The following is a 24,665-nucleotide window of genomic DNA, read 5'->3' on the forward strand; positions in this document are numbered from 1 at the left end:
TTTGTCCCAACATCATCTGATGTATCCCCAGCAGGACGGATTTAGATGTCGGATAACGAGTTCCCCCTCGTCCAGTTCATGCGTGAGGGGTTCGACCCCGTGGCCGAGCTCGCGCGCATCCGGACGGAGCAGGCGGTCTTCCCCATGGAGATCCCGGGCGGCCAGATGGTGTACCTGGTCACCCGCTATGAGGACGTGCGAGCCGTGCTCGGCGACCACGAGCGCTTCAGCAATGATTTCGGCAATGTGATCGGACTGGGCTCCAACCAGGAGGACCCGGGCGGGCTCGGCTTCCGCGACCCGCCCGAGCACACCAGGCTGCGCAAGTTCCTGACGCCCGAGTTCACCATGCGCCGCCTGCGCAGGCTGGAGCCGCGGGTGGAGGACATCGTCAACGAGCACCTCGACCGCATCGAGGCCTCCGACAAGCCGGTTGACCTGGTGGAGGCCTTCGCGCTGCCGATCCCGTCGCTTGTGGTGTGCGAGCTGCTCGGTGTGCCCTACGACGAGCGGTCCGACTTCCTGAAGATCAGCAAGGACCGTTTCGACTTCACCGCCGGGCCCGAGGCGTCGCTGCAGGCGATCAACGACGCGATGACGTTCCTGACCGACCTGGTGGGGCGCGAGCGGGAGAAGCCCGGCGAGGGCCTGCTCGGCCAGCTGATCCGCGATCACGGCGACGAGCTGGACGATCGCACGCTGGCCTCGATGGCCGACGGCCTGCTGGTCGGCGGCCACGACACCAGCACCAGCATGCTGGCCTTGGGCACCCTGTGGCTGCTGGAGAACCCCGACGTGGCCGCCCGCGTCCGCGACGAGGACGGCTACGTGGTCCAGGTCGTGGAGGAACTGCTGCGCTACATGACCGTGGTGCAGGTCGCCTTCCCCCGCTTCGCCCGTGAGGACCTGGACCTGTTCGGCACGCCGATCAAGAAGGGCGAGATGGTCCTCTGCTCGCTCGCCGCCGCCAACCGCGACCCCAAGCTGGGTGAGGGCATCGAGCAGGTCCTGCCCGACCGCGAGGTGGCCGGCTCCCACCTGGCCTTCGGCCACGGCATCCACCGGTGTGTCGGCGCGCCGCTGGCCCAGATGGAGATGCGCATCGCCTATCCCGCGCTGCTGCGGCGGTTTCCGACGCTGCGCGTGGACGGCGAGGTCCCCTTCCGCAAGCTGGCGATCGTCTACGGCGTGGAGAAGCTACCCGTCTCCTGGTAAAGCGCGTACGTTCACGTATGTGGAGGGTATTGATCTGACTGCGGTCCGCGCCGTCGTCTTCGACACTGACGGCGTGGTCACCGACACCGCCCGGGTGCATGCGGCCGCCTGGAAGCACGCCTTCGACGCGTTCCTACGCGGCCGCTCCGAGCCCTTCGACATCCGCGCCGACTACCTGCGCCACGTCGACGGGCGTCCTCGGCTGGACGGCGTGCGCACGTTCCTGGCCTCGCGCGGCATCGAACTGCCCGAGGGGGCGCCGGACGACGAGCCGGGCGCGCCGACCGTGCACGGGCTCGGGCTGGCCAAGGACCGCTACTTCATGCAACAGGTGGAAAAGTACGGCGTGGCCGCCTTCCCGTCCACGGTCGCGCTGCTGCACGAGCTGCGCAGGCGCGGCGCCCGCACCGCGGCGGTCTCGGCCAGCCTGCACGGGCGCAAGATGGTGACGTCCGCGGGCGTCATGTACCTGTTCGACCTGCTGGTCGACGGCAATGACGCGGCGCTGATGAACCTGCCGGGCAAGCCCGATCCCGCGCTGTTCCTCGAGGCCGCCCGCCGTCTGGACCTGCCCGCCGCCAAGGTGGCCGTGGTCGACTCCGCCCTGCCCGGCCTGCAGGCGGGCCGCAAGGGCGGCTTCGGTCTGGTCATCGCGGTGGACCGGCTCGGCCAGGGCGCCGAGCTCGGCGAGCAGGACGCCGACCTGGTCGTCGCAGACCTCGGCGAGGTGACCGTTCAGGGCAGGGTCCTACCCTTGACCACGTGAGCGTGCTCATCGATCCCCCGATCTGGCCGGGCCCCCGCGGCCTCATGTGGTCCCATCTGGTCAGCGACAGCTCCCTGGACGAGCTGCACGACTTCGCGGTGCTGCTCGGCGTGCCCAACCGCGCCTTCGACCGCGACCACTACGACGTGCCCGAGACGGCCCACGCGCGCGCCGTCGAACTGGGCGCCGAGTTCGTCAGCTCCCAGGAGCTGCTGCGCCGCCTCATCGCCTCAGGCCTGCGCCGCCGCAAGCGCCGCTAGCTCGGCGCTCATGTTCTCCCGCGCGCGGGCCTCCCACAGCTCCCGCGCGCGCGGCGTCCGATACAGCCGCGGTACGGCCAGCAGCCTGCGCAGCACCTCGGAGCGGCCCGCGGTGAACAGCTCGTCGGGCACGTGGCGGTACTCCTGCCTGATCTGCCGGGTGTAGGCCTCGTAGCCGTCGCGCCCCAGCACCGACAGGTCGGCGTCGCACAGCACGGCCCCGTCGGCGTCGCCCTCCCGCAGGGTGTCGTGCGCGGCGGTGAGCCGGACCAGCCGGGCCACCTCGCCGATCCTGTCCGCGCCGATCCCGCAGCGCGGCAGCCGTGCCTGGGCCAGCTCGGCGCTGCGCTCCTCGTCCCAGCCCGGCCGCCCGTCGTAGACGGCGTCGTGGAACCAGGCCGCCAGCCGTACCGCGTCGACATCGGCGGCCTCGGCGGCCAGCAGGTCGACCGCCTCGAGCACCGCGCGCAGGTGATCGAGGGTGTGGTAGCGGCGATGCGGCTCGGACCAGCGCGCGATCAGCTCCGCGCCCACCGATGCCGCGGCGGGGGAGTCGCCCGCGACCGCGAGCCAGCGTTCCAGCACGGTAAAGATCTTACGCCGTGTTCCGTGAGGGAAAACTGGGGCAAATGGGGCAGTGGGCTGCGTTTGCCGTACAGGAAGCCGACATTCTGCAATGATCTCGCTGTTATACGGCCCGAGTTTGAACCTCACGGATAGTGACTGATGCCCACATTCGAGGAAATAGCTGCCTTCGTCTCGGACAAGCCCGTCGCCACCGCCGTCATCGCCGTTCTCGGCCTGGTAGGGCTGGCCCTGTTGTACTTCGCCGTCAGGATCGTCTGGCGCGGCTCCGTGTGGCTGATCGCCCGCTATGTCGCGGTGCGTCCCATCGAGGACATCCTCACGATCGTGGCCGCCTCGATCGCGACGGGCGTGTCCGCGCAGGGCATGTGGCGCTTCTCGGGCGACGTGCTGGGGCTGAACGGGCCGCTGCGGTTTCTGCTGTTCGCCTTCATCGAGGTCGCCATCATCACCAGCGCCGTGCGGGCCAGGCGCAACATGCGGGAGAACTTCTCCGCCGGTATCGACGGCATCGCCGTGTGGGCGCTGACCTGCCTGACCGCGGTGCTGTCCAGCATGGACGCGCGCAGCCTCCCCGAGGCGGTCTTCCGCCTGGCCGCGCCGCTGGTGGCGGCCTGGCTGTGGGAGCGCGGCATGGCCATCGAGCGTCACCGCATCCGCGGCACCGGCCGCATCAACTGGCGGCTCACCCCCGAGCGGCTGCTGGTCCGCGTCGGCCTGGCCGAGGTGAGCGACCGTACGGCCAGCGAGGTCGACGCCCACCGCAGGCTCACCCGCGTCGCCCTGGCCGCCAAGAAGGCCAAGGCGCTGCGCGAGGGCGGCGCGCCTGAGCGCAAGGTCCGCGCCGCGCTCGCCAGGCTCGACAAGGCCATGGACCAGGCCGTCGAGCACACCGGGCTGGCCGTCGACCAGGGGCGCCAGGAAGCGCTCCTGGCCCAGATCGCCGCGCTCTACAACACCTCCGCCCTGATCGACGCCGACCCGCGCGTGCCGTGGGAGCGCGACGCCGAGCAGGAACCGGTTCCCGCCCGCCCGGCTCTCCCTCCGGCCCTGGTCGAGCTGGTCAAGGACGAGGACGAGGACATCGAGGTCTTCGACACCACCCCGCAGGTGGTCAGCACCGCCGAGCGCGCCGCGTTGATGCGGTCGGCGCGGGTCTACTGGGACCGGCAGATCGCCAAGGGCATCGTGCCGCGGACGGTCGACATCGCCCAGGAGATCGGCGTCTCGCTGGCCTCCGCGCGCGAGTATCGTGCCCTGTGGAAGCTGGAGCCGCAGGCGCACGCCCTGATCGAGGCCCTCTACCAGCAGCACGGCATAGTCGACACCGGCGCCTTCCCCGCCATCTCCGACGACGGGCGGGTGCTGACCAAGTCCTGAAGGCGGGGAGCCGGTTGAGGGAGCGCACGCTCGATCGCGTCAGGAAGCTGCTGGCCAAGGCCGAACGGACCGACAACGAGCACGAGCGCGCCACCTTCATGGCGGCCGCCTCCGCGCTGATGGCCAAGTACGGCATCGAGTCCCTGGCTCCTGGCGAGGTCAGGAGCAGCCCCGCCGACCGGGTCGTCACCCTGCCCAACCCGTGGGCGCGCGAGAAGGCCCGCCTGGTCTCGCTCGTCGCCCAGGCCGTCCGCTGCCGTCCGCTGCTCATCGGACGCGGCGACGGCGGACACCGGGTGCACATCTTCGGCTTCGCCGCCGACCTGGAGCGCGCCGACCTGCTGGCCACCTCGCTGCTGCTGCAGATGGCCTCCGGCCTTTCCCGGGTACGGCCATCGCCCACCGTGACCGCGGTGCGCGCCTACCGGCGGTCGTGGCTGCTCGGCTTCACCGACGAGGTCTATCGGCTGCTGCGCGTGGCGGAGTCCGCCGCCGTCGCCGACGCCTCACCCGGCACGGCCCTGGTGCTGGCCGACCGGGGCGCCGAGGTGGATCGGGCAGTGGCCGAGCGGTATCCGCGCATCCGGGTCAGCATTCCGCGCACCAGCGGCACCGGCTACCGCGACGGCGTCGAGGCGGGCCGCCACGCCGACCTCGGCCGTACCGGCGTCGGGCAGGTTTTCGCGCCGGCTCTCGGTTCGTCAGGCGGGTAGCGCTTCGGCCAGCCGTTCTATCTGGTCCAGCCCCGGCGATGCCGGGTAGAGCACCACGTCCGTGGCGCCTGCCTCCTCCAGCCGCGCCAGCTCGGCTCCGAGCTCCTCGGCCGTGGTGAGCGTGTCGGCCCTGACCATCGGGAAGTAGGAGTCGCCGTAGTAGTGGCGGAGGTACGCGTCCGGGTCCTCCCCGAGGGCGAAGTACCGCCCGGTCACGATCCGCGGCTGCCCGTCCCTGCCGGCGTGCGCCCAGGCCCGCCGTACCGCCGTGACGCCCTCCTGCAGGAGCCGCAGCCCGGACAGCGGCGCCACCCACCCCTGCCCGTGCGCGGCCGCCCGCCGGAACGCCGCAGGCACCATCCCGCCGAACAGCAGGCTCGGCCGCCCCTCGGGCAGTACGGTCATCGGCCCGCCCTGGCCGCTGACCTTCCCTGACCACACCTCGCGCATCGTCCGCAACGTCGAATCCCACAGCGCGTGACGCGGGCGGGGAGCGTGGCTGACCACGAAGTCCTCCGGCCACCCGCCCAGCCCCAGCCCCGCCGTCAGCCGCCCCCCGGAGATCAGTTCCACGGACGCCAGCTGCTTGGCCAGCAGCACCGCGTTGTTCCGCCACCCGATGTTCAGCACGGTCGTGACGAGCTCGACCCGCTCGGTGCACGCCGCCGCCGCGGCCAGCGCGGTCAACGGCTCCACGTTGTCGTAGACCAGCCGATCGATCACTCCGACCGACTCGAACCCGGCCCGCTCGCTCTCGGCCGCCCACCGCCCCAGCAGGCTCATGTCGGCACCCGGCACGGCCGCCGGCAGCCCGATCCCGATCCGGCTCATACCCCGAACGCTACCTGCGGTCTTGTGCGAACCCGGGGCCGCCATGCCCGTGGGCGATCATCCACCTGCCGGAACGCTGATCGACGACAGCTTCAGTCCTTGGGGAGGAGTTTGGCGCGGATGCCGGCCGCGGCCGGGTGGTCGAGGTCGTGGAGGATGTCGAGGGCCTGGCGCCAGGCTCGGTGCGCGGCGGGCGCGTCTCCCGCCGCGTGGTGGGTGTCGCCGAGGTGGGTGAGCGTGTCGGCCTCGTTGTAGCGGTCGCCGCCTTCGCGGAAGAGGTCGAGGGCCTGCTCGTAGCAGGTGACGGCCCGCCGGTGCGCGCCGAGGTGGTGGTGGGCGTACCCCAGGCTGTCCCACGTCGTGGCCTGCCCGTGCCTGTCGCCGGTCTCCTCGTGCAGCGCGAGGGCCGCCTGGCAGTGCTCGAGGGCCTGCGCGTGGTCGCCGAGCAGGGCGTGCTGCCAGCCGACGGCGTTGAGCGCCCTGGCCTGACCCGCCGTGTGCCCGGCGGCTCGGTACAGCTCGAGCGCCGCCTGGGCCTGGCCGAGCGCCTCGCGCGGGCGGCCCTGCCGTTCCAGTACGCCCGAAAGGTTGCCGTGGGTGTGGGCCTTGCCCGTGTGGTCGCCGAGCTCGCCGTACAGCTCCAGGGCGAGCCGGAGGTGGGCGTGGGCGTCGGCGTGGCGGTCGAGCCGCGTGTAGGTCCAGCCGAGGCTGCGGTGGGTGTGCGCCTGCCCGGCCAGGTCGCCCTCCTGCAGCACGGCGGCCAGGGTGGTCTTCTGGACGGCGATCTGCTCGTGCCAGCGCCCGCGCCGGTCCAGGTACGGCGAGACCGCCCAGACCAGCTGCCAGGCGTGGGTGGCGTGCCCGGTGTCGGCCGCCTGCGTGATGGTGGCGAGCAGGACGGCGTCCTCGGCGGCGAACCAGGACAGCGCCCACCGGTGGTCGGCGGGCTCGTCCAGGGCGACGTACGGTGCAGAGGGGGCGAGCGGGAAGGGTTCCCGGTGCGGGCTCAGCAGCCTGGCGGCGGCGCAGGCCGTATGGAGGTAGTGGTCGAACAGGCGGCGGAGCGCGGCCTGGCGCTCGGCGAGCGGGTCGTGGGCGTGGACCAGTTCGGTGGCGTAGGCGCGCAGCAGATCGTGGAAGCTGTAGCGGCCGGGCACGTGCTCGAGGACGAGGTGGGCGCGCGTCAGCTCGGCCAGGAGCAGCCGGGCCTGCCGCGGCGGCACTCCGGCCAGGCCGGCCGCCGCTGTCAGGCCCAGATCGGGCCCCGGGTGCACGGCGAACAGCCGGAACAGCCGCGCGGCGCCCGCACCCAGAGCCCGATAGGACCAGGAGAACACCGCCCGCACCTGGGTGGCCACGTCCTCGCCGTCGAAGGCGTCCAGCAGGCCGGCGGTCGCGCGCAGTTCGGCCGCGAGCGCGGCCAGCGGGAGGCCGGGCCGGCCGGCGGCGCGGGCGGCGATGACCGCCAGCGCCAGCGGCAGCCGCGCGCACCTGGCGATGATCTCCTCCACCGCGTCCGGCTCGGCCTGGACGCGAGCCTGTCCCAGGCGGCGGGCGAGCAGCTCGCGGGACTCGGCGACCGGCAGCAGGTCGAGCGACAGCGGGTGCGCGCCCTGCGCCGCTACCAGTCCGGGCATCCGGTTGCGGCTGGTCACCACCGCCATGCAGCCGGGCGAGCCGGGAAGCAGCGGCCTGACCTGCTCGGCGTCGCGGGCGTTGTCGAGGACGACCAGCACCCGGCGATCGGCGAGCAGGCTGCGATACAGCGCGGTCCGCGCTTCCAGGGTGGCCGGCATCCGCTCGGCGGGCACGCCCAAGGTCTCCAGGACGCCGCGCACGGCGTCGGCCGGCGCCATGACCGAGCAGGTCGCGTCGAAGCCGCGCAGGTCCACGTACAGCTGCCCGTCGGGGAAGCGGGCCTGAGCCCGGTGCGCCCAGTGCACCGCCAGCGTGGTCTTGCCCACGCCGGCCCCGCCGTCGATCACCGCGATGACCACGGCCGAGGACTCCTGGCTCAGCCGGTCGAGCCTGGCCAGCGCCGAGTCCCTGCCGGTGATGTGACCGGCGGCGGGCGGCAGCTGCCTGGGAACCCAGGTCGCGCGCGGGCCGGAAAGCAGGCGGGCGTGCAACTCCTGGAGCTCGGGGCCGGGTTCGACGCCGAGCTCGTCGGCCAGGACGGCGCCGGCCCGGGCGTAGGCGGCCAGCGAGTCGCCCCGCCGGCCGGCCTGGTGCAGGGCGCGCATCAGCAACGCCCACAGACGCTCGCGCAGCGGATGTTCGACGACCTGGGCGCGCAGCTCGGGAAGGAGCTCGTCGTGCCCTCCCGAGGCCAGCCTGGCCTCGAACCAGTCCTCCAGTACGGCGAGGCGGCGTTCGCCGAGCCGGCCGGCCGCCGAGGTGAAGATCGGGTGAGGCGGGAGGTCCTGCAGCGGCTCGCCCCGCCACACCGCCAGCGCCTGCCCGAGCAGGCCCGGTTCCCCTTCCTGCTGTGCCCGGGCCACGAGGTCGGTGAAGACGTCGAGATCGAGTTCCCCGGGCAGGAGCTCGATCCGGTAGCCGCGCCCCGGTTGCCCGGAGATCCTCGACGACTCGGGCCCCAGCATCCGGCGTAACGCGGTCACGTGCTGGCGCAGGTTGGGCACCGCCGAGGCGGGCGGCTCCTCCCCCCAGATCGCGTCCACCAGCCGGTCGACCGTGACGAGCCGGTTGGGGGAGAGCAGCAGCGCCGCGAGCAGCGCCCGCGGCCGAGGACCGGGGATGGGCACGGCCCGGCCGTCGACGTGGACCTCGACCGGTCCGAGCACGCGGAACTCCATCTGCACCTCCAGCGAGGCAGATGTTACAGATCACCTATGCGCCCGTTATGCGGTGGTAGGGGAGCCTTGCGCGGTGTTGCGTCTCGGCCCCGACCCGGTGCGTGCGGTCGTGGATCACTCGGCTAGCCTTCACGTCGTTCGAGTGCAGCCGTAGATCGCCACCGCATGACTCGCTGCCCGACCATCAGCGTCCTTGGAGGAAGTTCTACGTGCTGACACGCCGTCGTGCCCTGTTCACGCTCACCGGATCGGTGTTCCTGCTGAGCGGGTGCCGCCTGCCCGGCCGGCTGACCGGGGGGGAGAAGACACGCGACGCCACGGACATGCAGGCCGACGTCAAGCGCTTCATCGACCGCCGCAACGCCGCGCTGCGCTCCGGTGACGAGAATGCCTGGCTGGCGGGGGTCGACACGTCCAACGCCGCGCTGGTGGCGGTCCAGAAACTGCAGTTCGCGAACCTGCGCAAGTTCCAGTGGGAGACGCTGCAGCTGTCCAGCGGCCCTTCCGACGGCCCGCTGGTCGCCAAGGCACAGCGCTACGCCAGGACGCTGCCGCAGGACGCCGACGGCTTCAAGGTGCGCCTGGTGTCCAAGCTGGCCGGCGTCGACAGGGACAGCAGCGCCAGCGACTACATCTACCTGTTCGCGATGGTGAACGGGCAGTACACGATGGTCGACGTCGGGCCCGTCACCGACGACTACGGGCTGACCTTCGACGCCCCGTGGGAGCTGACCCGGCTGACCGTCGCCAAGAAGGGCGACGTGGTGCTGGCCACCGACGGGTCGGTCCCCGACTTCGACGCCTACGCCAAGGTCGCCGCCAGGGCCAGCGCCGAGGTGCGCCGCGACTGGATGGGCAACGCGGCGCCCGCCGGCTTCGCCCTGTTCCTGACCGGCAGGCCCGCCAGCTACAAGAAGTGGTTCGGCGCGGGCACGCCCACCTGGTCGGAGGGCGTGGAGATCCCCCTGCTGGGCGCCAACGCCGACAAGGTCACCGTCACGGGCCACTACGCGGGCTCCCGCATGGTGGTCAACATGAAGTCCGCCCTCAAGTCGGACAACCCGCTGCTGGTGATGAAGCACGAGATGACTCACGCGATCTCCACGGCGGTGCAGGAGGTCGACATCGAGCTGGGCCCGGTGAACGGGGACAAGAGCAAGTCCCTGAGCCTGTCCGCGCCCCGCTGGGCCGTCGAGGGATTCGCCCGCTACATCGAGGTCCGCGGGACCCCGGCCGCCGGCGACCGGTGGGTGATCCGTGATGGCCTGGCCAAGGGCCTGCTTCGCGCGGACCTGCCCAACAACGAGCACTTCTACGATGAGAAGTACCGCTCGTTCAACTACTCGCTCGGCTGGTCGCTGTTCCAGTTCATCGCCGAGGCCAAGGGCCACGCGACCGCGGTCAAGGTCTACGTGGGCCTGGTGACGAGGCCGAGCTTCGGCAACATGCAGGGCAGCGACGCGCTCTTCGACACGCTGTACCGGCTCAAGCTGCAGCGGGAGCCGTTCGTCAGCACGAGCGGCTCCCTGTTCTGGCAGCAGTGGACCGCCTACCTGCGCAGGATGTGACGTCAGGAGAGGGCGGCGTTGACCACGGCCCTGGCCTCCTGCTGGACCTGGGCCAGATGCTCGGGCCCCTTGAAGGACTCGGCGTAGATCTTGTAGACGTCCTCCGTGCCCGAGGGGCGGGCGGCGAACCAGGCGTGAGCGGTGGAGACCTTGACGCCGCCCAGCGGGGCGCCGTTGCCGGGGGCCGAGGTCTGGACGTCGGTGATCGGGTCACCCGCCAGGGCCGACGCGGTGATCTGCGAGGCGGACAGCTTGGCCAGGACGGCCTTCTGCTCGCGGGTCGCGGGGGCGTCCACCCGGGCGTAGGCGGGGGCGCCGAAGCGGGCCGTCAGGTCCCGGTAGTGCTCGCTGGGGGACTTGCCGGTGACGGCGAGGATCTCCGAGGCCAGCAGCGCGAGAATGATGCCGTCCTTGTCCGTGGACCAGGGCGAGCCGTCGCGGCGCAGGAACGAGGCGCCGGCGCTCTCCTCGCCGCCGAAGCCGAGCGAGCCGTCAAGCAGGCCGGCCACGAACCACTTGAAGCCCACCGGCACCTCGTAGAGCTCCCGCCCGAGTGAGGCCGCGACCCGGTCGATGATGCCGCTGGAGACCATGGTCTTGCCGACCCCGGCGCCCGCCGGCCACGCGGGACGGTTGGCGTACAGGTAGGAGATCGCCACGGCCAGGTAGTGGTTCGGGTTCATCAGCCCGTCACGCGTGACGATGCCGTGCCTGTCGGCATCCGCATCGTTCCCGGTGGAGATGTCATAGACGTCCCGCTGGGCGATCACCCCGGCCATCGCGTGAGGCGACGAGCAGTCCATCCGGATCTTGCCGTCCCAGTCCAGCGTCATGAACCGCCACGTGGGGTCCACCAGGGGATTGACCACCGTGAGGTCCAGCCGGTGCCGCGTGGCGATCTCCTGCCAGTAGGCCACGCTGGCGCCGCCGAGCGGATCGGCCCCGATGCGCACCCCGGCGGACCTGATCGCGTCGACGTCGATGACCGAGGGCAGGTCGGAGACGTACGCGTCCAGGAAGTCGTACCGCCCCGCCGTACCCAGGGCCCGCGAGTACGGCACGCGCCGCACCCCCTTGAGGCCGTCGGCGAGCAGCTGGTTGGCCCGCTCCTGGATGCGCGAGGTGACGTCCGTGTCGGCGGGACCGCCGTTGGGCGGGTTGTACTTGAAGCCCCCGTCGGAGGGCGGGTTGTGCGACGGCGTGATCACCACGCCGTCCGAACCCGGGTGGGTGAGGATCGCGTGGGACACCGAAGGTGTCGGCGTGTAGCCGTCGCGCGAGTCGATCAGCACGGGCACGTCGTTGGCCGCGAAGACCTCGAGCGCCGAGACCCGGGCCGGCTCCGACAGCGCGTGCGGGTCGATGCCCAGGAAGAGCGGCCCGTCGATGCCCTGCGCGGAGCGGTACTCGCAGATGGCCTGGCTGGTGGCCACGATGTGGTCCTCGTTGAAGGCCGTGTCGAAGGACGACCCCCGATGCCCGGAGGTCCCGAAGGACACCCGCTGGGCGACCGAGCCGGGGTCCGGATGAAGCGCGTAGTACGCGGTCACCAGCCTGGCGACGTCGACCAGGTCAGACGGTTGGGCGGGCTGTCCCGCGCGCTCGTGGCTCATGAGCCAAGCTTACAAATCCGCCTGGAAGGCGGTTCTGCCGGAGATCGCCAAGCTTTATTGGCACGAGTGTAAGGGGGATGCGACCGGGAGGCGCTGAAGTAGGTCGGGATGGACTCTGCGAGCCACCGAGACCCCCATTAGACTGCGCTCATCGACCAGAATGGAGTTCGGATGCGCGTCGGTCTCTTCCTCGAGGTCCCCCCAGGGGACGATCCCATCGGCGCGCTGCGCGAGCAGCTCGCCGCCGCCGCTGCCGACGGGTTCGCCTCGGCGTGGCTGTCCAACATCTTCCACCTCGACGCCCTCACCGCGCTGGCCGCCGCGGGCACGCAGATCTCCGGCATGGAGTACGGCACGGCCGTCGTCCCCACCTACCCGCGCCACCCGGCCGCGCTCGCCCAGCAGGCGATGACCGCCAACGCCGCGCTCGGTGGGCGGCTCGCGCTCGGCATCGGCCTGTCCCACAAGATCGTCATCGAGCACATGTTCGGCTACAGCTTCGACCGCCCAGCCCGGCACATGAAGGAGTACCTGGAGATCCTGCTGCCGCTGGTACGCGGGGAGAAGGTCAAGTTCGAGGGCGAGACGCTCAAGGCCGACATCGCGCTCACCACCCCGGGAGCCGGGATGCCCGTGCTGATCGCCGCGCTCGCGCCCCGCATGCTGAAGCTGGCCGGCGCCATGGCCGACGGCACCGTGCTGTGGATGACCGGCCCCAAGACGGTCGCCGGGCACGTGGCGCCCACGATCCGCGAGGCCGCCAAGGAGGCCGGCCGCCCGGAGCCGCGCGTGGTCTGCGGGCTGCCGATCTGCCTCACCGACGACCCCGCCGCCGCGCGCGCCCGCGCCAACGAGGTCTTCCATGGGTACGGCCGGCTGCCCTCCTACCGGGCGATGCTCGACAAGGAGGGCGCCGAGGGCCCCGGCGACGTGGCCATCGTGGGCGACGAGGACTACGTGCGGGCCCAGCTGGACGAGCTGGCCGAGGCCGGCGTCACCGACTTCATCGGCTCGATCTACTCCAAGGCCGACCGGACCAGGGAATTCCTCAAGGAGCTGACGTGAGGACCGCCCTGGCGATCGTCGGCGTGGTGCTCGTGCTCGTCGGCGGTCTGTGGGTGCTGCAGGGGCTCGGCTACGTGGGCGGCAGCTTCATGAGCGGGGCACGCCAGTGGTTCTGGATCGGGCTGGGAGTCGCCGCGGTGGGCCTCGTGCTGGCCGTACTGGGCGTGAAGGGCAGAAGGGGCTGATTCGGCGCGGCGCGGGGCCGGTGGAAGGCTCCTCTCCTAAAATCCGGCAAGGTGAAGCGCGTGCTGCATGGCATTGACGTGTCCAACTGGCAGGGCACGGTCGACTGGTCGGACCATGCCGACGCCGGGGTGAGCTTCGGCTTCGCCAAGGCCACCGAGGGCGGCCACTGGACCGACAAGTACTTCCCCCGCAACTGGCAGGGCATGCGGGAGAGCTGGCTGGTCTGCGGCGCCTACCACTTCGCCAGGCCCAAGGGCGATCCGCACGAGCACGCGCGCCACTTCCTGAGCACGATCAGGTCGGCGGGCGGGCTGCGCCGCGGCGACCTAGTGGCGCTCGACCTGGAGCGCAACGACGGGCTGCCGCCCGAGCGGGTCGCCCGCTACGCCCGCCGCTGGTGCCGCCACATCGAGCGCCAGGCCGGTGTGCGGCCCTTCGTCTACACCTTCGAAGCGTTCGCCAGGGCGGGCAACTGCGCGGGACTGAGCGAGTACCCGCTGTGGATCGCCGCCCCCCACAGGCCGCGCGGCGAGCCCGTGGTGCCCACCCCGTGGCGTGACTGGACCATCCACCAGTACTCCCACAGCCCTCTCGATCGCAACATCTTCCACGGCAGCCGGGAGGACCTGACAAAGCTGGGCTTTCACCCGCGATAGCATCGGTGTCCACCGACTATTCAAGGGAGAGCACCGTGTCTGCCGAGCTACACATCACCCTCGCCGGAGCCGAGCGTGTGGTGGCGGCCGGCACGACGGCCGGCGAGGCGCTCGAGGCCGACGGGCGCACGGTCATCGCCGCCCGGGTCAACGGCGAGCCCCGCGACCTGGCCCACGTGCTGGGCGAGGGCGACGAGGTCGAGCCGATCGAGATCTCCAGCCAGGACGGGCGGGCCATCGTCCGCCACTCCACCGCCCACGTCATGGCGCAGGCGGTGCAGGAGCTGTTCCCCGAGGCCAAGCTGGGCATCGGCCCGCCCGTGGAGAACGGCTTCTACTACGACTTCGACGTCCCGCAGGCCTTTCACCCCGACGACCTCAAGCGCGTCGAGAAGCGCATGCGGGAGATCGTCAAGCAGGGCCAGCTGTTCTCCCGGCGCCCCGTCTCGGACGAGGAGGCGCGGGAGGAGCTGGCGGCCGAGCCGTACAAGCTCGAACTGATCGGGCTGAAGGGCGGCGCCGACCAGGAGGAGTCCGTCGAGGTCGGCGCCGGTCAGCTGACCATCTACGACAACCTCGACGCCAAGAGCGGCTCGGTCGAGTGGAAGGACCTGTGCCGCGGGCCGCACGTGCCCTCGACCCGGTCCATCCCCGCCTTCAAGCTGATGCGCACCGGCGGCGCCTACTGGCGGGGCAGCGAGAAGAACCCGCAGCTGCAGCGCATCTACGGCACCGCGTGGGAGTCGCGCGACAAGCAGGACGAGTACCTCCACCTGCTGGAGGAGGCCGAGAAGCGCGACCACCGCAAGCTCGGCGCCGAGCTCGACCTGTTCAGCTTCCCGCCGGAGCTGGGCAGCGGGCTGCCGGTCTTCCATCCCAAGGGCGGGATCATCCGCAAGGAGATGGAAGACTACATGCGCAGGCGGCAGGGGGAGGCGGGCTACGAGTTCGTCAACACGCCGCACCTGACCAAGTCGTCGCTGTTCGAGACCTCGGGCCACCTGCCGTGGTACGCCGACGACATGTTCCCGGCCTTCGAGCTGGACGGCATCGACTACCGCGTCAAGCCGATGAACTGCCCGATGCACAACCTGATCTTCCGGGCGCGCGGGCGCTCCTACCGTGAGCTGCCGCTGCGGATGTGCGAGTTCGGCACCGTCTACCGCTACGAGAAGTCGGGCGTCGTCCACGGGCTCACTCGCGTGCGCGGCATGACGCAGGACGACTCGCACATCTACTGCACCAAGGAGCAGATGGGCGGCGAGATCAAGTCGCTGCTGTCCTTCGTGCTCAGCGTGCTGCGCGACTTCGGGCTGTCGGAGTTCTACCTGGAGCTGTCCACCCGCGACGAGTCCGACAAGTTCATCGGCGACCCCGCTGACTGGGACGAGGCCACCGAGGCGCTGCGCCAGGCGGCCGAGGAGTCCGGGCTGCACCTGGTCGACGACCCGGGCGGCGCGGCCTTCTACGGGCCGAAGATCTCCGTCCAGGCCAAGGACGCCATCGGGCGCACCTGGCAGCTGTCGACCATCCAGCTCGACTTCAACCAGCCCAAGCGGTTCGAGCTCGAATACCAGGCGGCCGACGGCACGCGGCAGACCCCCGTCATGATCCACCGGGCGCTGTTCGGCTCGATCGAGCGCTTCCTGGGCGTGCTGGTCGAGCACTACGCCGGCGCGTTCCCCGCCTGGCTGTCGCCGGTGCAGGTGGTGGGCATTCCGATCGCCGACGCGCACGCGCCCTACCTGCAGGACGTGGCCAAGAGGCTGCGTGAGCAGGGCATCAGGGTCGAGGTCGACGCGGCCGACGACCGGATGCAGAAGAAGATCCGCAACGCGCAGAAGGCCAAGGTGCCGTACATGCTGCTCGCGGGCGACGACGACATCGCCAACGGGGCTGTGTCGTTCCGCTACCGCAACGGCGAGCAGAAGAACGGCGTGCCGATCGACGAGGCGATCTCCGAGATCGTCAACGCGGTCGAGCAGCGACTCTGAGCCGGGTACCCCGGCCGCGCCCCTGGTGGCGCGGCCGGGCCTTCACGATCTTGCCGACGTGTTCGGTGCATGTCACATGCTGAACAGGCGGAATGTCACCGCCGGGCGGCCGCCGAAACGCGGGGCGGCGCCGCCGGTGAAGCGCTCGATCAGGCCCCTCGCATAGACCTCGGGAGCCTCGTCGGTCAGCGCCTCGATGTAGGCCCTGTGCTCCACCAGGGACTGGACGCCTAAGTCCAGGCCGTCGGTGACGTCCACGGCGTGCGTCGGCTCCGAGGAACCGGCCACGGCCACCCATCGCACGCCCTGCCATGCCGGTGCCTCGGTGTCGGGGAAGATCCACCGGTTTCCCGCGTCCGCGGCGGCGTCCAGTACGGCCCGCCCTACCGCCCGGTGGTCGGGGGTGTTCCAGGACACGCCGCCCCAGGTGTCCTCCGGGTTCAGCGTGATCACCAGGTCCGGCTTGTGCCTTCGGATGACGGCGGCGATGTCCCTGCGCAGCGGCACGCCGTACTCGATCACGCCATCGGGATGATCGAGGAACTCGACCGCGGACACGCCCACCACGGCGGCGCTCGCGCGCTCCTCCTGCTCGCGCACCTGCGCGGACTTCGCGGGCTCCAGCGTGTCGATGCCGGCCTCGCCCCTGGTGGCGATCACGTAGACGACCTCGCGCCCCTGCGCCGTCCAGACGGCCACCGCTGACGCGCAGCCGTACTCCAGATCGTCGGGGTGCGCCACGATCGCCAGCGCCCGCTGCCAGTCTTCCGGCATGGGCTGCAGCTGCTCCGTCATGCGCCCCACCTTAACCCCGCCGATCACCCCCCGCGCAGCCCCAATTCCCACACTTCCCCGCCTCTCGTACGGCCGGCCCCAGCCACCGGCAGCCCCCGCCCGGCGGCCTCGCCTCCCTCGGCGCCAGGTAGCGCGATGCCGTCCAGTGCCCCATGTACGGCGGCGACACCTTCCCTGGTCCATGCGGCCGGAGCTCTTGGCGCTGGGGCGGCGGGCGTCGGCGTGCCCTTGTTGGGCGGCGACGCCTTCCCTGGCTCTTGCGGTTGGGATTCTTGGCGCTGGGGCGGTGGGGTGTTGGGCGGCGGTCGTCGGCGCCTCTGTATGGCGGCTGTACGGCTTCAGGGACGCGGAGCCCGAACCGTGCGAGCTCCACCCGGCGGCCCGGGTCACGATGAGCCGGATGGGCGGGCACAGCGAGGCGGCCCGAGAGAGGCGCATGAGCGAGCGGGACGGACGGGCGCTATGAGCGGGTGGGGCGGGCGAGGATGTAGCGGAAGACGTTCTGGTCGTGGATCGAGCCGTCCGGACGCGCCTTGGGGCCGATCACCGCGCGGAGGGTCTCGCGGGCGGCATCCTCACCGGCCACGTCGATCACCCGCTGGAACGGACCGGCCGACGAGTGCCCGATCCAGGCCGCCTCCAGGTCGGGATACGAGAGGGTGATCATCACCTCGCCGCCGCCCACCGGCTCCAACCCCGCACCCGCCAGGTACGCCTCCAACTGCCCCGCCCCACTCAGCGCCAGCGGCGCCGGCGACCCAGGCGGCAGCGGAGCCAGCGCGCGCAATGCCTGGAAGAGCACCTCGGTCTCGCACCGCGAAGGATCGCCCCAGTTCCCCACGGCGACCAGCCCATCGGGCCTGACCACCCGCGCCAGCTCCTCCACCGCCCCCTCGACGTCCTGCGCGTACTGCAGCGAATTGAAAGCCGTCACCCGGTCGAACCGATCCGCCTCGAACGGCAAGCTCTCCAGATCCCCCTCGCGCAACTCGGCCCCCGGCGCCGCCACCCTGGCCTGCTCCAGCAACCCCTCCGACGCGTCCACCCCCGAGGTCCGCGCCCCTCGCTCAGCCGCGATCGCCAGCGCAAGCCCCGCCCCACACCCGACGTCGAGCAACTCCATCCCGTCAAGGGGCTCCAGCGCGTCAAGCACCGCCTCGTACAGCGGCCGCGACTGCGCCTCCTGCCACCGAGCCCACGCACCCGGCGCCCGCCCCCACAATTCCCCCTGAACCGCCCCCGATCCCATGCCCCCCTCCTTCCCCCCACCCCTCCCCCCACCCCCACGTTGAACCAACCCTTACCCTCCCCACCGCTCTCCCGCCGCAGCGGGCCCGTGCGGTGTCTTTGATCATGGCGAGGGCGCACTCACTTCGTTCGCCTTCCAGGTGACCTCCGGTCATGCCGCCGGCCCGCACGCTCCCAACCTGATACCAATCCACGCCAAGCTCGCCTCTCAAGAGATGCGCGCGGTGGCGATGATCGGTGACGCCGGCCGTATGACACGCGCCCGGCGTCACGCCGCCCCGGCGATAACGGCGCTGCCCTCCCACACTCCAGTGACCGGCGTCTATTCCATCGCTCTCGCTGAGGATCCGCCGTACACCGCGACATCCTTGCTCCTCGTGGGCCGCTTCAAAGAAGCTGTGTCCGCCGCCAACCGCGTGATCCAAACCGTCTATCAATCAGAGACGCGCCAACGGGGCGAGCATCCGTCTGGTTACGCGCGATCCTTGCTGATTCAGGGTCTCGCCCAAGCCGGGACTGGACGCCTGGTCACGCCGCCCTGGCCGGGAGCCGTCCAGCGTCGCCCACCATGGTCCTTGCGAACAAGCTCGATCGGGTCCTGGCACAGGACTTCGCCGATGCTTGCCAACTGCGGATTACCATGTGCGCTACCTGGAAGCGACGGCTGCAACCATCTGACCCCGTTGAGGATCGTGGATGACTGACGAAGACATCAGCGCCGAGCAACTGGCTGCCATCACTGCCTTCGTAGATACCGAAGCGCCTCCACCCGACGCTCAACCGACCGCTCACATCATCTTCGGGACCAACCAGGCCCAGCCCATCGAGATCGTGGCCAAGCGATACCACCATGGACTCGCGCCACTGATCATCGCTACAGGCGGGGTCAATCGTCACAACGGCATCATCGAAGGCCGCGTGTTCCACCGCCTCCTCCTTGAGCGCGGAGTACCCGACGAAGCGATCCGCTACGAGGATCAATCCATCAATACCTGGCAGAACGTCGAACTCGCTCTGCCATTCCTTCGCGAAGCACTGGAGGCCGGACTGACCATCACGGCCGTTTGCAAGTGGTATCACCGCCGAGCGGTTCACGTCCTGAAGACCCTCATGCCCGACATCGGTCCATTGCACGTCATCACATGGGATCCCATCTATGAGGACCAGCCTGTCGCCCGAGCCGAATGGCCGCTCATTCCGGCGGGCAGACGCCGAGTAATCCGCGAGTGGGAAGAGGTAACCCGCCGCGTAGCCGAAGGCAGCTTCAGAGACACAACGCTCGCCGACGGTGCGTGGCGCTGAGCATCAGCGTGATGATCCCGTCCGCTCCCCGAGACAGGCTGGCGGACTGCCATCAGCACTGTTTCCACAGGTCAAACACAGGACAACCGCTCGACGCACAACGCCCCGATGTTTTTCCCGGGAGACGCTCCGCCAGGCGACGTACGGCTGACCGCCGCGTGGGCGGCGGCGGATCTGGGGTGTGGTGGGCGGGGATGTGAAGGTGGGGTGGTGAGGGGGTGGGGCGGCCCTATGCTGCTAGATATGCACGATCAGGCAGGGGACAACTTTCAGCGGCTGTGGACTCCGCACCGGATGGCCTACATCAAGGGCGAGAACAAGCCGACCTCCTCCGAGGCGGGCGACGGGTGCCCGTTCTGCGCGATTCCGAAGATGAGCGACGAGGAGGGCCTGATCGTCGCCAGGGGCGAGGTCGTCTACGCCGTGTTGAACCTCTACCCGTACAACTCGGGACACCTGATGGTCGTGCCGTATCGTCACGTGTCCGACTACGACGAGCTCGATGAGAACGAGCTGTCGGAGCTGGCCCACTTCACGCAGCGGTCGTTGCGGGCGCTGCGCAAGGCGAGCGGCGCCCAGGGCTTCAACGTCGGCATGAACCTCGGCGAGGTCGCCGGCGCGGGCATCGCCGCGCACCTGCACCAACACGTGGTGCCACGGTGGGGCGGCGACACGAACTTCATGCCGGTCGTGGGCCACACCAAGGTCCTGCCGCAGCTCCTGCGCGACACCCGCCAGTTGCTCGCCGACGCCTGGGGTTAGGCCCGGCTGGGTAGTGGCTCCTTGGGGTTGGGGGCCGGCTGCTCCTCCTCGCGCGGCAGCGCCGCGATGCCGACCGACAGCAGCAGTGGTACGGCCAGCGCCAGCGCCATCGACAGGATCGCCGCCCCCGAGTCGTTGACCAGCATGCCCACGACGCCGCTGACCAGCGTGCCGATCAGGCCGGCCTTCAGCGCGGGGGAGTGGCGGAACGCGGCGGGCACCGCGCCCGCCGAGGCCTGCTCGGGACGCATGATCGCGTAGACGAGGAAGGCGGTGGCGGCGATGACGACCGGCATCAGGTTCGGGCTGAGCAGGGTGTGCAGCATCGCCATCAGCTTGCGGAAGATCACGTCGAACGCCTCGCCGCTGAGCACCTGCCCGACGAACCTGCCCAGGTGCGTCTGCTCCTCCGGCGGCTTCAGGTAGTTGACGACGGCGAACCCGCTCACGATCACCGCGCCCGCCAGCCCGGCCAGGGCCAGCTTGATCAGGGAGATCCGTTTGCCGGCGATCAGCAGTGCGGTCACCGCGATCCCGGGCACGAACGCGATCACGCCGCCGAAGTCGCTGCCGACGCCTGACCCGTCCAGGAACATGGCGAACAGCCCGAGCCCGGCCACCACCGCGACGCCGACCTTGCCGGGGAAGCGGTGGGCGATGACCGTGGCGATCAGCAGCGTGCCGGTGGCCAGCAGCGCGAACGGGATGTTGCCCATCCCGTAGTAGCGGGCGCCCACCTCGGCGGTGTAGCCCATCACGCTGTTGAGCTGCAGCGTCGTGCCCGTCAGCAGGTCGCCGGCCAGCGTGAGCGCGGTCGCGCCCGCCACCACGGCCAGCGGGCCGAGCGGCCTGCGCCGCCACGGCCCGGCGAAGGCCACCGCGGTGATCACGGCCGTCCAGCCGAGCGCTCCGGCCAGCAGGCCGGTCACCGACGACCACGGCAGCAGGTTGACCAGGTAGCTGGCCACCGGGAGGGAGGCCAGGGCCACCGCGGCCAGCCGTACCCAGGAAAGGCCCTTGCGGCGGCGCAGCAGCAGGAACGCGATCAGGTAGAACAGGACCTGCAGGATGGCGACGACAGTGAAGTAGATGCCCTTGATCGAGCGGATGGCCTGCGCGGTCGCGTCGGCCCGCTGCAGCCGGTCGAACGTCGCCCCGTGGTCGCCCGCCTGCAGAGGCACGCCCACCACGGTCGCCGGCACCGCGACGCCCAGGTCGGTCAGCGCGGTCGTGGTCAGGTCCGGGATGATCGAGATGTCCTCGCGGTGCGTGGACTCGGCGCCGAGCAGCCGCCCCTGCACGCCAGGCTGGCGCATCATCGCGACCCGCAGATGCGGCACGGAACCGTGGTCGGACAGGCCCGCGAGCAGCACCGTCGTGTCGGCGGGCAGCACCGACAGCAGGGCGCCCGCCTTGGCGTCGGCCAGCCGGAGCGCGTCACGCCGCTGGGCGGCGCTGAGCCTCTCGGGCACGCGCGGCATCGTGCCGCCGGCCAGGTAGGGGCGGATCAGGTCGTCGACGTCCATCGCCACCATCGAGCAGGCGGCCACGTCCTCGGCGCGCACCTGCAGCGGCGAGGCGTGGTAGCGCGGCACGGCACCGCTCCGGTCGGCCAGCGCCACGGCGGCACCGGGGCCGATCGCGATCGAGCAGGTGCCGGCGCTCTTGAGCGCCTCGCCCAGGGTGCCCGCGCCCTTGGCCTCGGGCAGGTTCGTGTAGCCGGGGACGACGGCGCCCTCGCCCCGCTGCTCGGGGATCGGCGGGGCGCCGCAGCTGCCGCCCGAGGCGGACCTCATGCCCGCGGCCACGGTCAGCCAGCCGTCGTAGGGGCAGGTCACGCCGCCCACCGTCCGCACGGACAGCGACCCGATCGCGCTCGAGCGGGCGAGCTCCCACAGGTTCGGGGTGTCGGCCTGGGTGATGTCGTTCCAGTGGAGCCCCGGCACACCGATGAGCGCGACGCGCCCCTTGCCAGCCTCCACCCCGTCGGCCTGCGCCACCCCAGCGAGCAGCACCTGACCGATCAGGACGGCCAGCACGACCAGCGCCCGCCTCACGGCATGACCTCCCGGGCTCGACATCCGTGGCAGGCCATCGTCTCATCTCCCCAGCACCCGGCGTGCCACACTTGGCGCTCGCGCGGGGCCTTCTTTCCCGTGCTTCGTCCCGTGCGGGTGTTCTCTCCCGTACGGCGAGCCGTGCGGCTGTTCTCCCCCGTACGGCGATCCGTGCAGGAGTTATCTCCCGTACGGCGAGCCTACGTGACCGCCGCCCGCCGTCGTGGGCTTGCGTCCGCAGTTCAACGCCAGGCAGCCGGACGTGGTGACGACCATAACGTCTCGCCCGATCCCGGGCACGATGCCCCACCTCGCTCACCGCACGCCTTGCGCCGACCCTCCCCGCACCCCTGCTCGCCGCCCCGGTGCCGGGGCTGGCCGCCGCACGCGTCGCGCCTTCTCGCCGAGCGGGCTGGTGGGTGGCCCGCCGTGCGTGTTGCGCCGGGCTTGGCCGTACGTCTTCTCGCCGACGCGGCGCTTGGGGATCCGGTGCGGGCGGCGATCGGGGTTGGGCCGTACAGGTGGCGGTGAGGTCAGGCGACGTGGGTGAGCCAGTCGTTGGGGGTGGGGAGGTGGCCGGTGGTGGTGGCGGTGTAGGCGTCGGCGAGCTTGGTGGTGAGGGGGCCCGGCGTGTCCAGGGTGCGGGTGTCGATGGAGGTGACGGGGACGATGCCGGCGGCGGTGCCGCACACGAAGACCTCGTCGGCCGTGTAGAGGTCGTGGCGCTGCAGGTCACGGCGGGCCGTGGGGATGCCGAGGTCGGCGGCGAGCCGTTCGACCGTGTCCTGGGTGATGCCCTCCAGGGCGCCCGCGCTGAACGGAGGCGTGGTCAGGACGCCGCCGGAGACCATGAAGAGGTTGGCGCCGGTGCACTCGCTGACGTAGCCCTGGCCGTTGAGCAGGACCGCCTCGTCGTAGCCCGCGTCCAGCGCCTCGGCCTTGGCCAGCACCGAGTTGAGGTAGGGCCCGGTTGCCTTGGCGGCAGTGGGGACCACGTTGGGGTCGTTGCGCTTCCACGAGCTGGTCATCAGCCGGACGCCGGAGCCGAGCATCGGCTCCCACTCCCACGTCGCGATCGACACCGACGTCGGGCAGCCGCGCGCGGCGATGCCCATCTGGCCGTACCCCCAGTGGGCCAGGTGGCGGATGTAGCAGGCGCGGTGCCCGTTGGCGGCGACCGTCTCCAGGGTGGCGGCGCGCAGCTCGGCGGGGGAGTACGGCAGGCTCATCCCGATGATCTTGGCGGAACGGTAGAGCCGGTCCAGGTGGTCGTCGAGGCGGAACACGGCAGGCCCGTCGGGAGTCTCGTACACCCGGGTACCCTCGAGCACGCCCGTGCCGTAGTGCAGCCCGTGGCTGAGCACGTGAACTCGCGCCTCCGCCCAGGGCACCAGGCCGCCGTCCATCCAGATGTACGCGGACTCCCGCATCGTGAACCTCCTCAAGTGGCTACTAAACGATGACTTAATCGACCCACTTCGTCAATAATTGGTCTCATGGATGACCAGTTGGCGATCCTCGTCCGTGACCGCTACCGGCTGCGGCAGGGCAGGGAAGCGCCCAGCCGACGCCTGGCGGGAGCACTCATCGACCTGGCGCAGACCGGCGCGCTGGCGGGGCGCCTGCCGTCCGAGCGCGACCTCGCCCAGACGGTCGGGCTCAGCCGTGGCACGGTGGCGGCCGCGTTCAACCACCTGTGCGCCGGCGGCCTGGCGGAGCGCCGCCACGGCAGCGGCACCTACCTGCTGGACAAGCCGACCTTCACCGGCCTGCTGCAGGCGGGACCGGTCGTGGCCGACCTGTCGACCTCGGTGGTGCCCGACCCGTCGCACCTGGCCGTGCCCGCGCTCGACCCCGACGACCTGGTGCGCACCCCCAGCGGCCACGGCTACGACCCGCTCGGCGACCCGCGCCTGCGCGCCCTGCTCTCCGGCACGCCCGACGTGCTGGTGACCGCGGGGGCGCAACAGGCCCTCGACCTGGCGGTCCGCGTCCTGGCACGGCCGGGCGACCGGGTCGTGGTGGGGGATCCGACCTACGGCGGCATGCTGGCGATCCTGCGCAGGGCCGGCGCCCACACCGTCGCCGTGGACCTCACCGACCCCGCGGCCGTGGCGGAGTCCCTCGACCGCCACCGGCCCGCCCTCGTCTACGCGGTGAGTGTCGACAACCCGACCGGCGCGGTCCCCGGCCTGCGGCATGTCGCCGAGCTGGCCAGGTCGAGCGACGTCACCCTCGTCGAGGACAGGACCCTGGCCCGGCTCGTCCACGACGTCGCCCCGCCCGAGCCGCTCGCCGCGCTGCACCCGCACGGGACGATCACGGTCGGTTCTCTGTCCAAGGTGCTGTGGGGCGGTCTGCGCATCGGCTGGCTCGAGGCGCCCGAGCCGCTGCTGGCGCGCCTCGTCGAGGCCAAGCTCGACGCCGACCTGGCCACCAGCGCCGTCTCGCAGCGCCTGGCCACACTGCTGCTGGACACCAACCCGCTCGAACCGTGGCGGGCCGAGTTGGCCGCCCGGCGCGCCCACTTCACCGCCGCGCTGTCGGCCCACCTTCCCACGTGGACCTGGACGATGCCCGCCGGCGGCCTGTCGGTGTGGACCCGGCTGCCCGGCACCGACGCCGAACGCTTCGCCAGGATCGCCCGCGATCACGGCGTCGCCGTCGCGCCCGGAACGCTCTTCTCGCCCGACGGGCGGCACCGCGACCGGCTGCGCCTCAGCTTCGCGCTCCCACCCGCCCTCCTCGACCAGGCGATCGCCAGCCTCACCCGGGCCTGGGCCGAGGTGTCCTGACTTCTTCTCGTACGGCAGGCCGTCCCACCGCCGAACGCCGCACGGGGTTGCGGGCCTC

21 protein-coding genes are annotated in these 24,665 nt (G+C 71.2%); 13 read left to right on the forward strand and 8 right to left on the reverse strand.

Features of this window, described 5'->3' with window-relative positions:
* The first annotated feature begins 45 nt into the window (after positions 1–45).
* The 3 genes from ACIBHX_RS25935 to ACIBHX_RS25945 are packed head-to-tail and all read left to right on the forward strand — an operon-like array spanning position 46 to position 2,241.
* On the forward strand, positions 46–1,215 hold the full coding sequence (locus ACIBHX_RS25935; protein ID WP_397069820.1) for a cytochrome P450: 1,170 nt from the start codon (positions 46–48) through the stop codon (positions 1,213–1,215).
* A gap of 19 nt (positions 1,216–1,234) precedes the next feature.
* Positions 1,235–1,981 (forward strand): HAD family hydrolase, encoded by a 747-nt coding sequence (locus tag ACIBHX_RS25940; protein ID WP_397069821.1) that lies wholly within the window; start codon positions 1,235–1,237, stop codon positions 1,979–1,981.
* On the forward strand, positions 1,978–2,241 hold the full coding sequence (locus ACIBHX_RS25945; RefSeq protein WP_397069822.1) for a DUF4031 domain-containing protein: 264 nt from the start codon (positions 1,978–1,980) through the stop codon (positions 2,239–2,241). The genes ACIBHX_RS25940 and ACIBHX_RS25945 overlap by 4 nt, the downstream gene beginning before the upstream one ends.
* Here the strand turns inward: ACIBHX_RS25945 and ACIBHX_RS25950 are convergent.
* The gene (locus ACIBHX_RS25950; protein WP_397069823.1) at positions 2,212–2,826 is read right to left on the reverse strand and encodes a metal-dependent phosphohydrolase; all 615 of its coding nucleotides are present in this window, start codon (positions 2,824–2,826) and stop codon (positions 2,212–2,214) included. The two genes, ACIBHX_RS25945 and ACIBHX_RS25950, sit on opposite strands and share 30 nt — an antisense overlap.
* Before the next feature lie 141 nt (positions 2,827–2,967).
* Here ACIBHX_RS25950 and ACIBHX_RS25955 point away from each other — a divergent pair, with 141 nt between their 5' ends.
* Both ACIBHX_RS25955 and ACIBHX_RS25960 read left to right on the forward strand, forming a co-directional pair.
* Positions 2,968–4,206, forward strand: coding sequence for a hypothetical protein (locus tag ACIBHX_RS25955; protein ID WP_397069824.1), 1,239 nt, complete (start codon positions 2,968–2,970; stop codon positions 4,204–4,206).
* 14 nt (positions 4,207–4,220) lie between these two features.
* Positions 4,221–4,919, forward strand: a complete 699-nt coding sequence (locus tag ACIBHX_RS25960) for a DUF2786 domain-containing protein (RefSeq protein WP_397069825.1) — start codon at positions 4,221–4,223, stop codon at positions 4,917–4,919.
* Here ACIBHX_RS25960 and ACIBHX_RS25965 read toward each other — a convergent pair.
* Positions 4,908–5,750 (reverse strand): LLM class flavin-dependent oxidoreductase, encoded by an 843-nt coding sequence (locus ACIBHX_RS25965; RefSeq protein WP_397069826.1) that lies wholly within the window; start codon positions 5,748–5,750, stop codon positions 4,908–4,910. The genes ACIBHX_RS25960 and ACIBHX_RS25965 overlap by 12 nt on opposite strands.
* 92 nt (positions 5,751–5,842) lie before the next feature.
* Positions 5,843–8,566 (reverse strand): BTAD domain-containing putative transcriptional regulator, encoded by a 2,724-nt coding sequence (locus tag ACIBHX_RS25970; protein ID WP_397069827.1) that lies wholly within the window; start codon positions 8,564–8,566, stop codon positions 5,843–5,845.
* Between the two features lie 209 nt (positions 8,567–8,775).
* Between ACIBHX_RS25970 and ACIBHX_RS25975 the strand changes: the two genes are divergently transcribed.
* Positions 8,776–10,134, forward strand: a complete 1,359-nt coding sequence (locus ACIBHX_RS25975) for a hypothetical protein (protein WP_397069828.1) — start codon at positions 8,776–8,778, stop codon at positions 10,132–10,134.
* A gap of 2 nt (positions 10,135–10,136) precedes the next feature.
* On the opposite strand, the gene pgm is transcribed toward ACIBHX_RS25975, so the two are convergent.
* Positions 10,137–11,747 carry a phosphoglucomutase (alpha-D-glucose-1,6-bisphosphate-dependent) gene (gene pgm / locus ACIBHX_RS25980; protein WP_397069829.1) on the reverse strand — a complete coding sequence of 537 codons (1,611 nt, stop codon included), beginning with the start codon at positions 11,745–11,747 and terminating at the stop codon, positions 10,137–10,139.
* 171 nt (positions 11,748–11,918) lie between these two features.
* Here pgm and ACIBHX_RS25985 point away from each other — a divergent pair, with 171 nt between their 5' ends.
* The 4 genes from ACIBHX_RS25985 to thrS are packed head-to-tail and all read left to right on the forward strand — an operon-like array spanning position 11,919 to position 15,648.
* Positions 11,919–12,812 carry a TIGR03564 family F420-dependent LLM class oxidoreductase gene (locus ACIBHX_RS25985; protein WP_397069830.1) on the forward strand — a complete coding sequence of 298 codons (894 nt, stop codon included), beginning with the start codon at positions 11,919–11,921 and terminating at the stop codon, positions 12,810–12,812.
* The gene (locus ACIBHX_RS25990; protein ID WP_397069831.1) at positions 12,809–12,997 is read left to right on the forward strand and encodes a hypothetical protein; all 189 of its coding nucleotides are present in this window, start codon (positions 12,809–12,811) and stop codon (positions 12,995–12,997) included. Before ACIBHX_RS25985 ends, ACIBHX_RS25990 begins: the two co-directional genes overlap by 4 nt.
* A 60-nt stretch (positions 12,998–13,057) precedes the next feature.
* Positions 13,058–13,654 (forward strand): glycoside hydrolase family 25 protein, encoded by a 597-nt coding sequence (locus ACIBHX_RS25995; protein ID WP_397069832.1) that lies wholly within the window; start codon positions 13,058–13,060, stop codon positions 13,652–13,654.
* A 35-nt stretch (positions 13,655–13,689) separates the two neighbouring features.
* Positions 13,690–15,648 (forward strand): threonine--tRNA ligase, encoded by a 1,959-nt coding sequence (gene thrS, locus ACIBHX_RS26000; protein WP_397069833.1) that lies wholly within the window; start codon positions 13,690–13,692, stop codon positions 15,646–15,648.
* 72 nt (positions 15,649–15,720) lie between these two features.
* Here the strand turns inward: thrS and ACIBHX_RS26005 are convergent, their stop codons facing one another.
* Positions 15,721–16,443 (reverse strand): PIG-L deacetylase family protein, encoded by a 723-nt coding sequence (locus ACIBHX_RS26005; protein ID WP_397069834.1) that lies wholly within the window; start codon positions 16,441–16,443, stop codon positions 15,721–15,723.
* Between the two features lie 460 nt (positions 16,444–16,903).
* Positions 16,904–17,692, reverse strand: a complete 789-nt coding sequence (locus ACIBHX_RS26010; RefSeq protein ID WP_397069835.1) for a class I SAM-dependent methyltransferase — start codon at positions 17,690–17,692, stop codon at positions 16,904–16,906.
* A gap of 695 nt (positions 17,693–18,387) precedes the next feature.
* On the opposite strand from ACIBHX_RS26010, the gene ACIBHX_RS26015 reads away from it, so the two are divergent.
* The gene (locus tag ACIBHX_RS26015; protein ID WP_397069836.1) at positions 18,388–18,993 is read left to right on the forward strand and encodes a YdcF family protein; all 606 of its coding nucleotides are present in this window, start codon (positions 18,388–18,390) and stop codon (positions 18,991–18,993) included.
* A gap of 243 nt (positions 18,994–19,236) precedes the next feature.
* Positions 19,237–19,755 (forward strand): HIT family protein, encoded by a 519-nt coding sequence (locus ACIBHX_RS26020; RefSeq protein WP_397069837.1) that lies wholly within the window; start codon positions 19,237–19,239, stop codon positions 19,753–19,755.
* Here the strand turns inward: ACIBHX_RS26020 and ACIBHX_RS26025 are convergent.
* Positions 19,752–21,812 (reverse strand): hypothetical protein, encoded by a 2,061-nt coding sequence (locus ACIBHX_RS26025; RefSeq protein WP_397069838.1) that lies wholly within the window; start codon positions 21,810–21,812, stop codon positions 19,752–19,754. The two genes, ACIBHX_RS26020 and ACIBHX_RS26025, sit on opposite strands and share 4 nt — an antisense overlap.
* A 533-nt stretch (positions 21,813–22,345) precedes the next feature.
* A complete protein-coding gene (locus ACIBHX_RS26030; RefSeq protein WP_397069839.1) occupies positions 22,346–23,242 on the reverse strand; it encodes a branched-chain amino acid transaminase in 897 nt (298 codons plus the stop codon).
* A 66-nt stretch (positions 23,243–23,308) separates the two neighbouring features.
* Here ACIBHX_RS26030 and ACIBHX_RS26035 point away from each other — a divergent pair, with 66 nt between their 5' ends.
* The gene (locus ACIBHX_RS26035) at positions 23,309–24,607 is read left to right on the forward strand and encodes a PLP-dependent aminotransferase family protein (protein WP_397069840.1); all 1,299 of its coding nucleotides are present in this window, start codon (positions 23,309–23,311) and stop codon (positions 24,605–24,607) included.
* Positions 24,608–24,665: the final 58 nt, after the last annotated feature.

It is taken from the genome of Nonomuraea sp. NPDC050536, from assembly GCF_044457685.1.
In the GTDB taxonomy this organism is placed as follows: Bacteria; Actinomycetota; Actinomycetes; order Streptosporangiales; family Streptosporangiaceae; genus Nonomuraea.

Bases quoted from the DNA above. Each gene is read 5' to 3' on its own strand.
- ACIBHX_RS25935 (WP_397069820.1), top strand. From the start codon at position 46: ATGTCGGATAACGAGTTCCCCCTCGTCCAGTTCATGCGTGAGGGGTTC.
- ACIBHX_RS25955 (WP_397069824.1), top strand. From the start codon at position 2,968: ATGCCCACATTCGAGGAAATAGCTGCCTTCGTCTCGGACAAGCCCGTC.
- ACIBHX_RS25965 (WP_397069826.1), bottom strand. From the start codon at position 5,750: ATGAGCCGGATCGGGATCGGGCTGCCGGCGGCCGTGCCGGGTGCCGAC.
- ACIBHX_RS25970 (WP_397069827.1), bottom strand. From the start codon at position 8,566: ATGGAGTTCCGCGTGCTCGGACCGGTCGAGGTCCACGTCGACGGCCGG.
- pgm (WP_397069829.1), bottom strand. From the start codon at position 11,747: ATGAGCCACGAGCGCGCGGGACAGCCCGCCCAACCGTCTGACCTGGTC.
- ACIBHX_RS25985 (WP_397069830.1), top strand. From the start codon at position 11,919: ATGCGCGTCGGTCTCTTCCTCGAGGTCCCCCCAGGGGACGATCCCATC.
- ACIBHX_RS26005 (WP_397069834.1), bottom strand. From the start codon at position 16,443: ATGACGGAGCAGCTGCAGCCCATGCCGGAAGACTGGCAGCGGGCGCTG.
- ACIBHX_RS26010 (WP_397069835.1), bottom strand. From the start codon at position 17,692: ATGGGATCGGGGGCGGTTCAGGGGGAATTGTGGGGGCGGGCGCCGGGT.
- ACIBHX_RS26015 (WP_397069836.1), top strand. From the start codon at position 18,388: ATGACTGACGAAGACATCAGCGCCGAGCAACTGGCTGCCATCACTGCC.
- ACIBHX_RS26020 (WP_397069837.1), top strand. From the start codon at position 19,237: ATGCACGATCAGGCAGGGGACAACTTTCAGCGGCTGTGGACTCCGCAC.
- ACIBHX_RS26030 (WP_397069839.1), bottom strand. From the start codon at position 23,242: ATGCGGGAGTCCGCGTACATCTGGATGGACGGCGGCCTGGTGCCCTGG.
- ACIBHX_RS26035 (WP_397069840.1), top strand. From the start codon at position 23,309: ATGGATGACCAGTTGGCGATCCTCGTCCGTGACCGCTACCGGCTGCGG.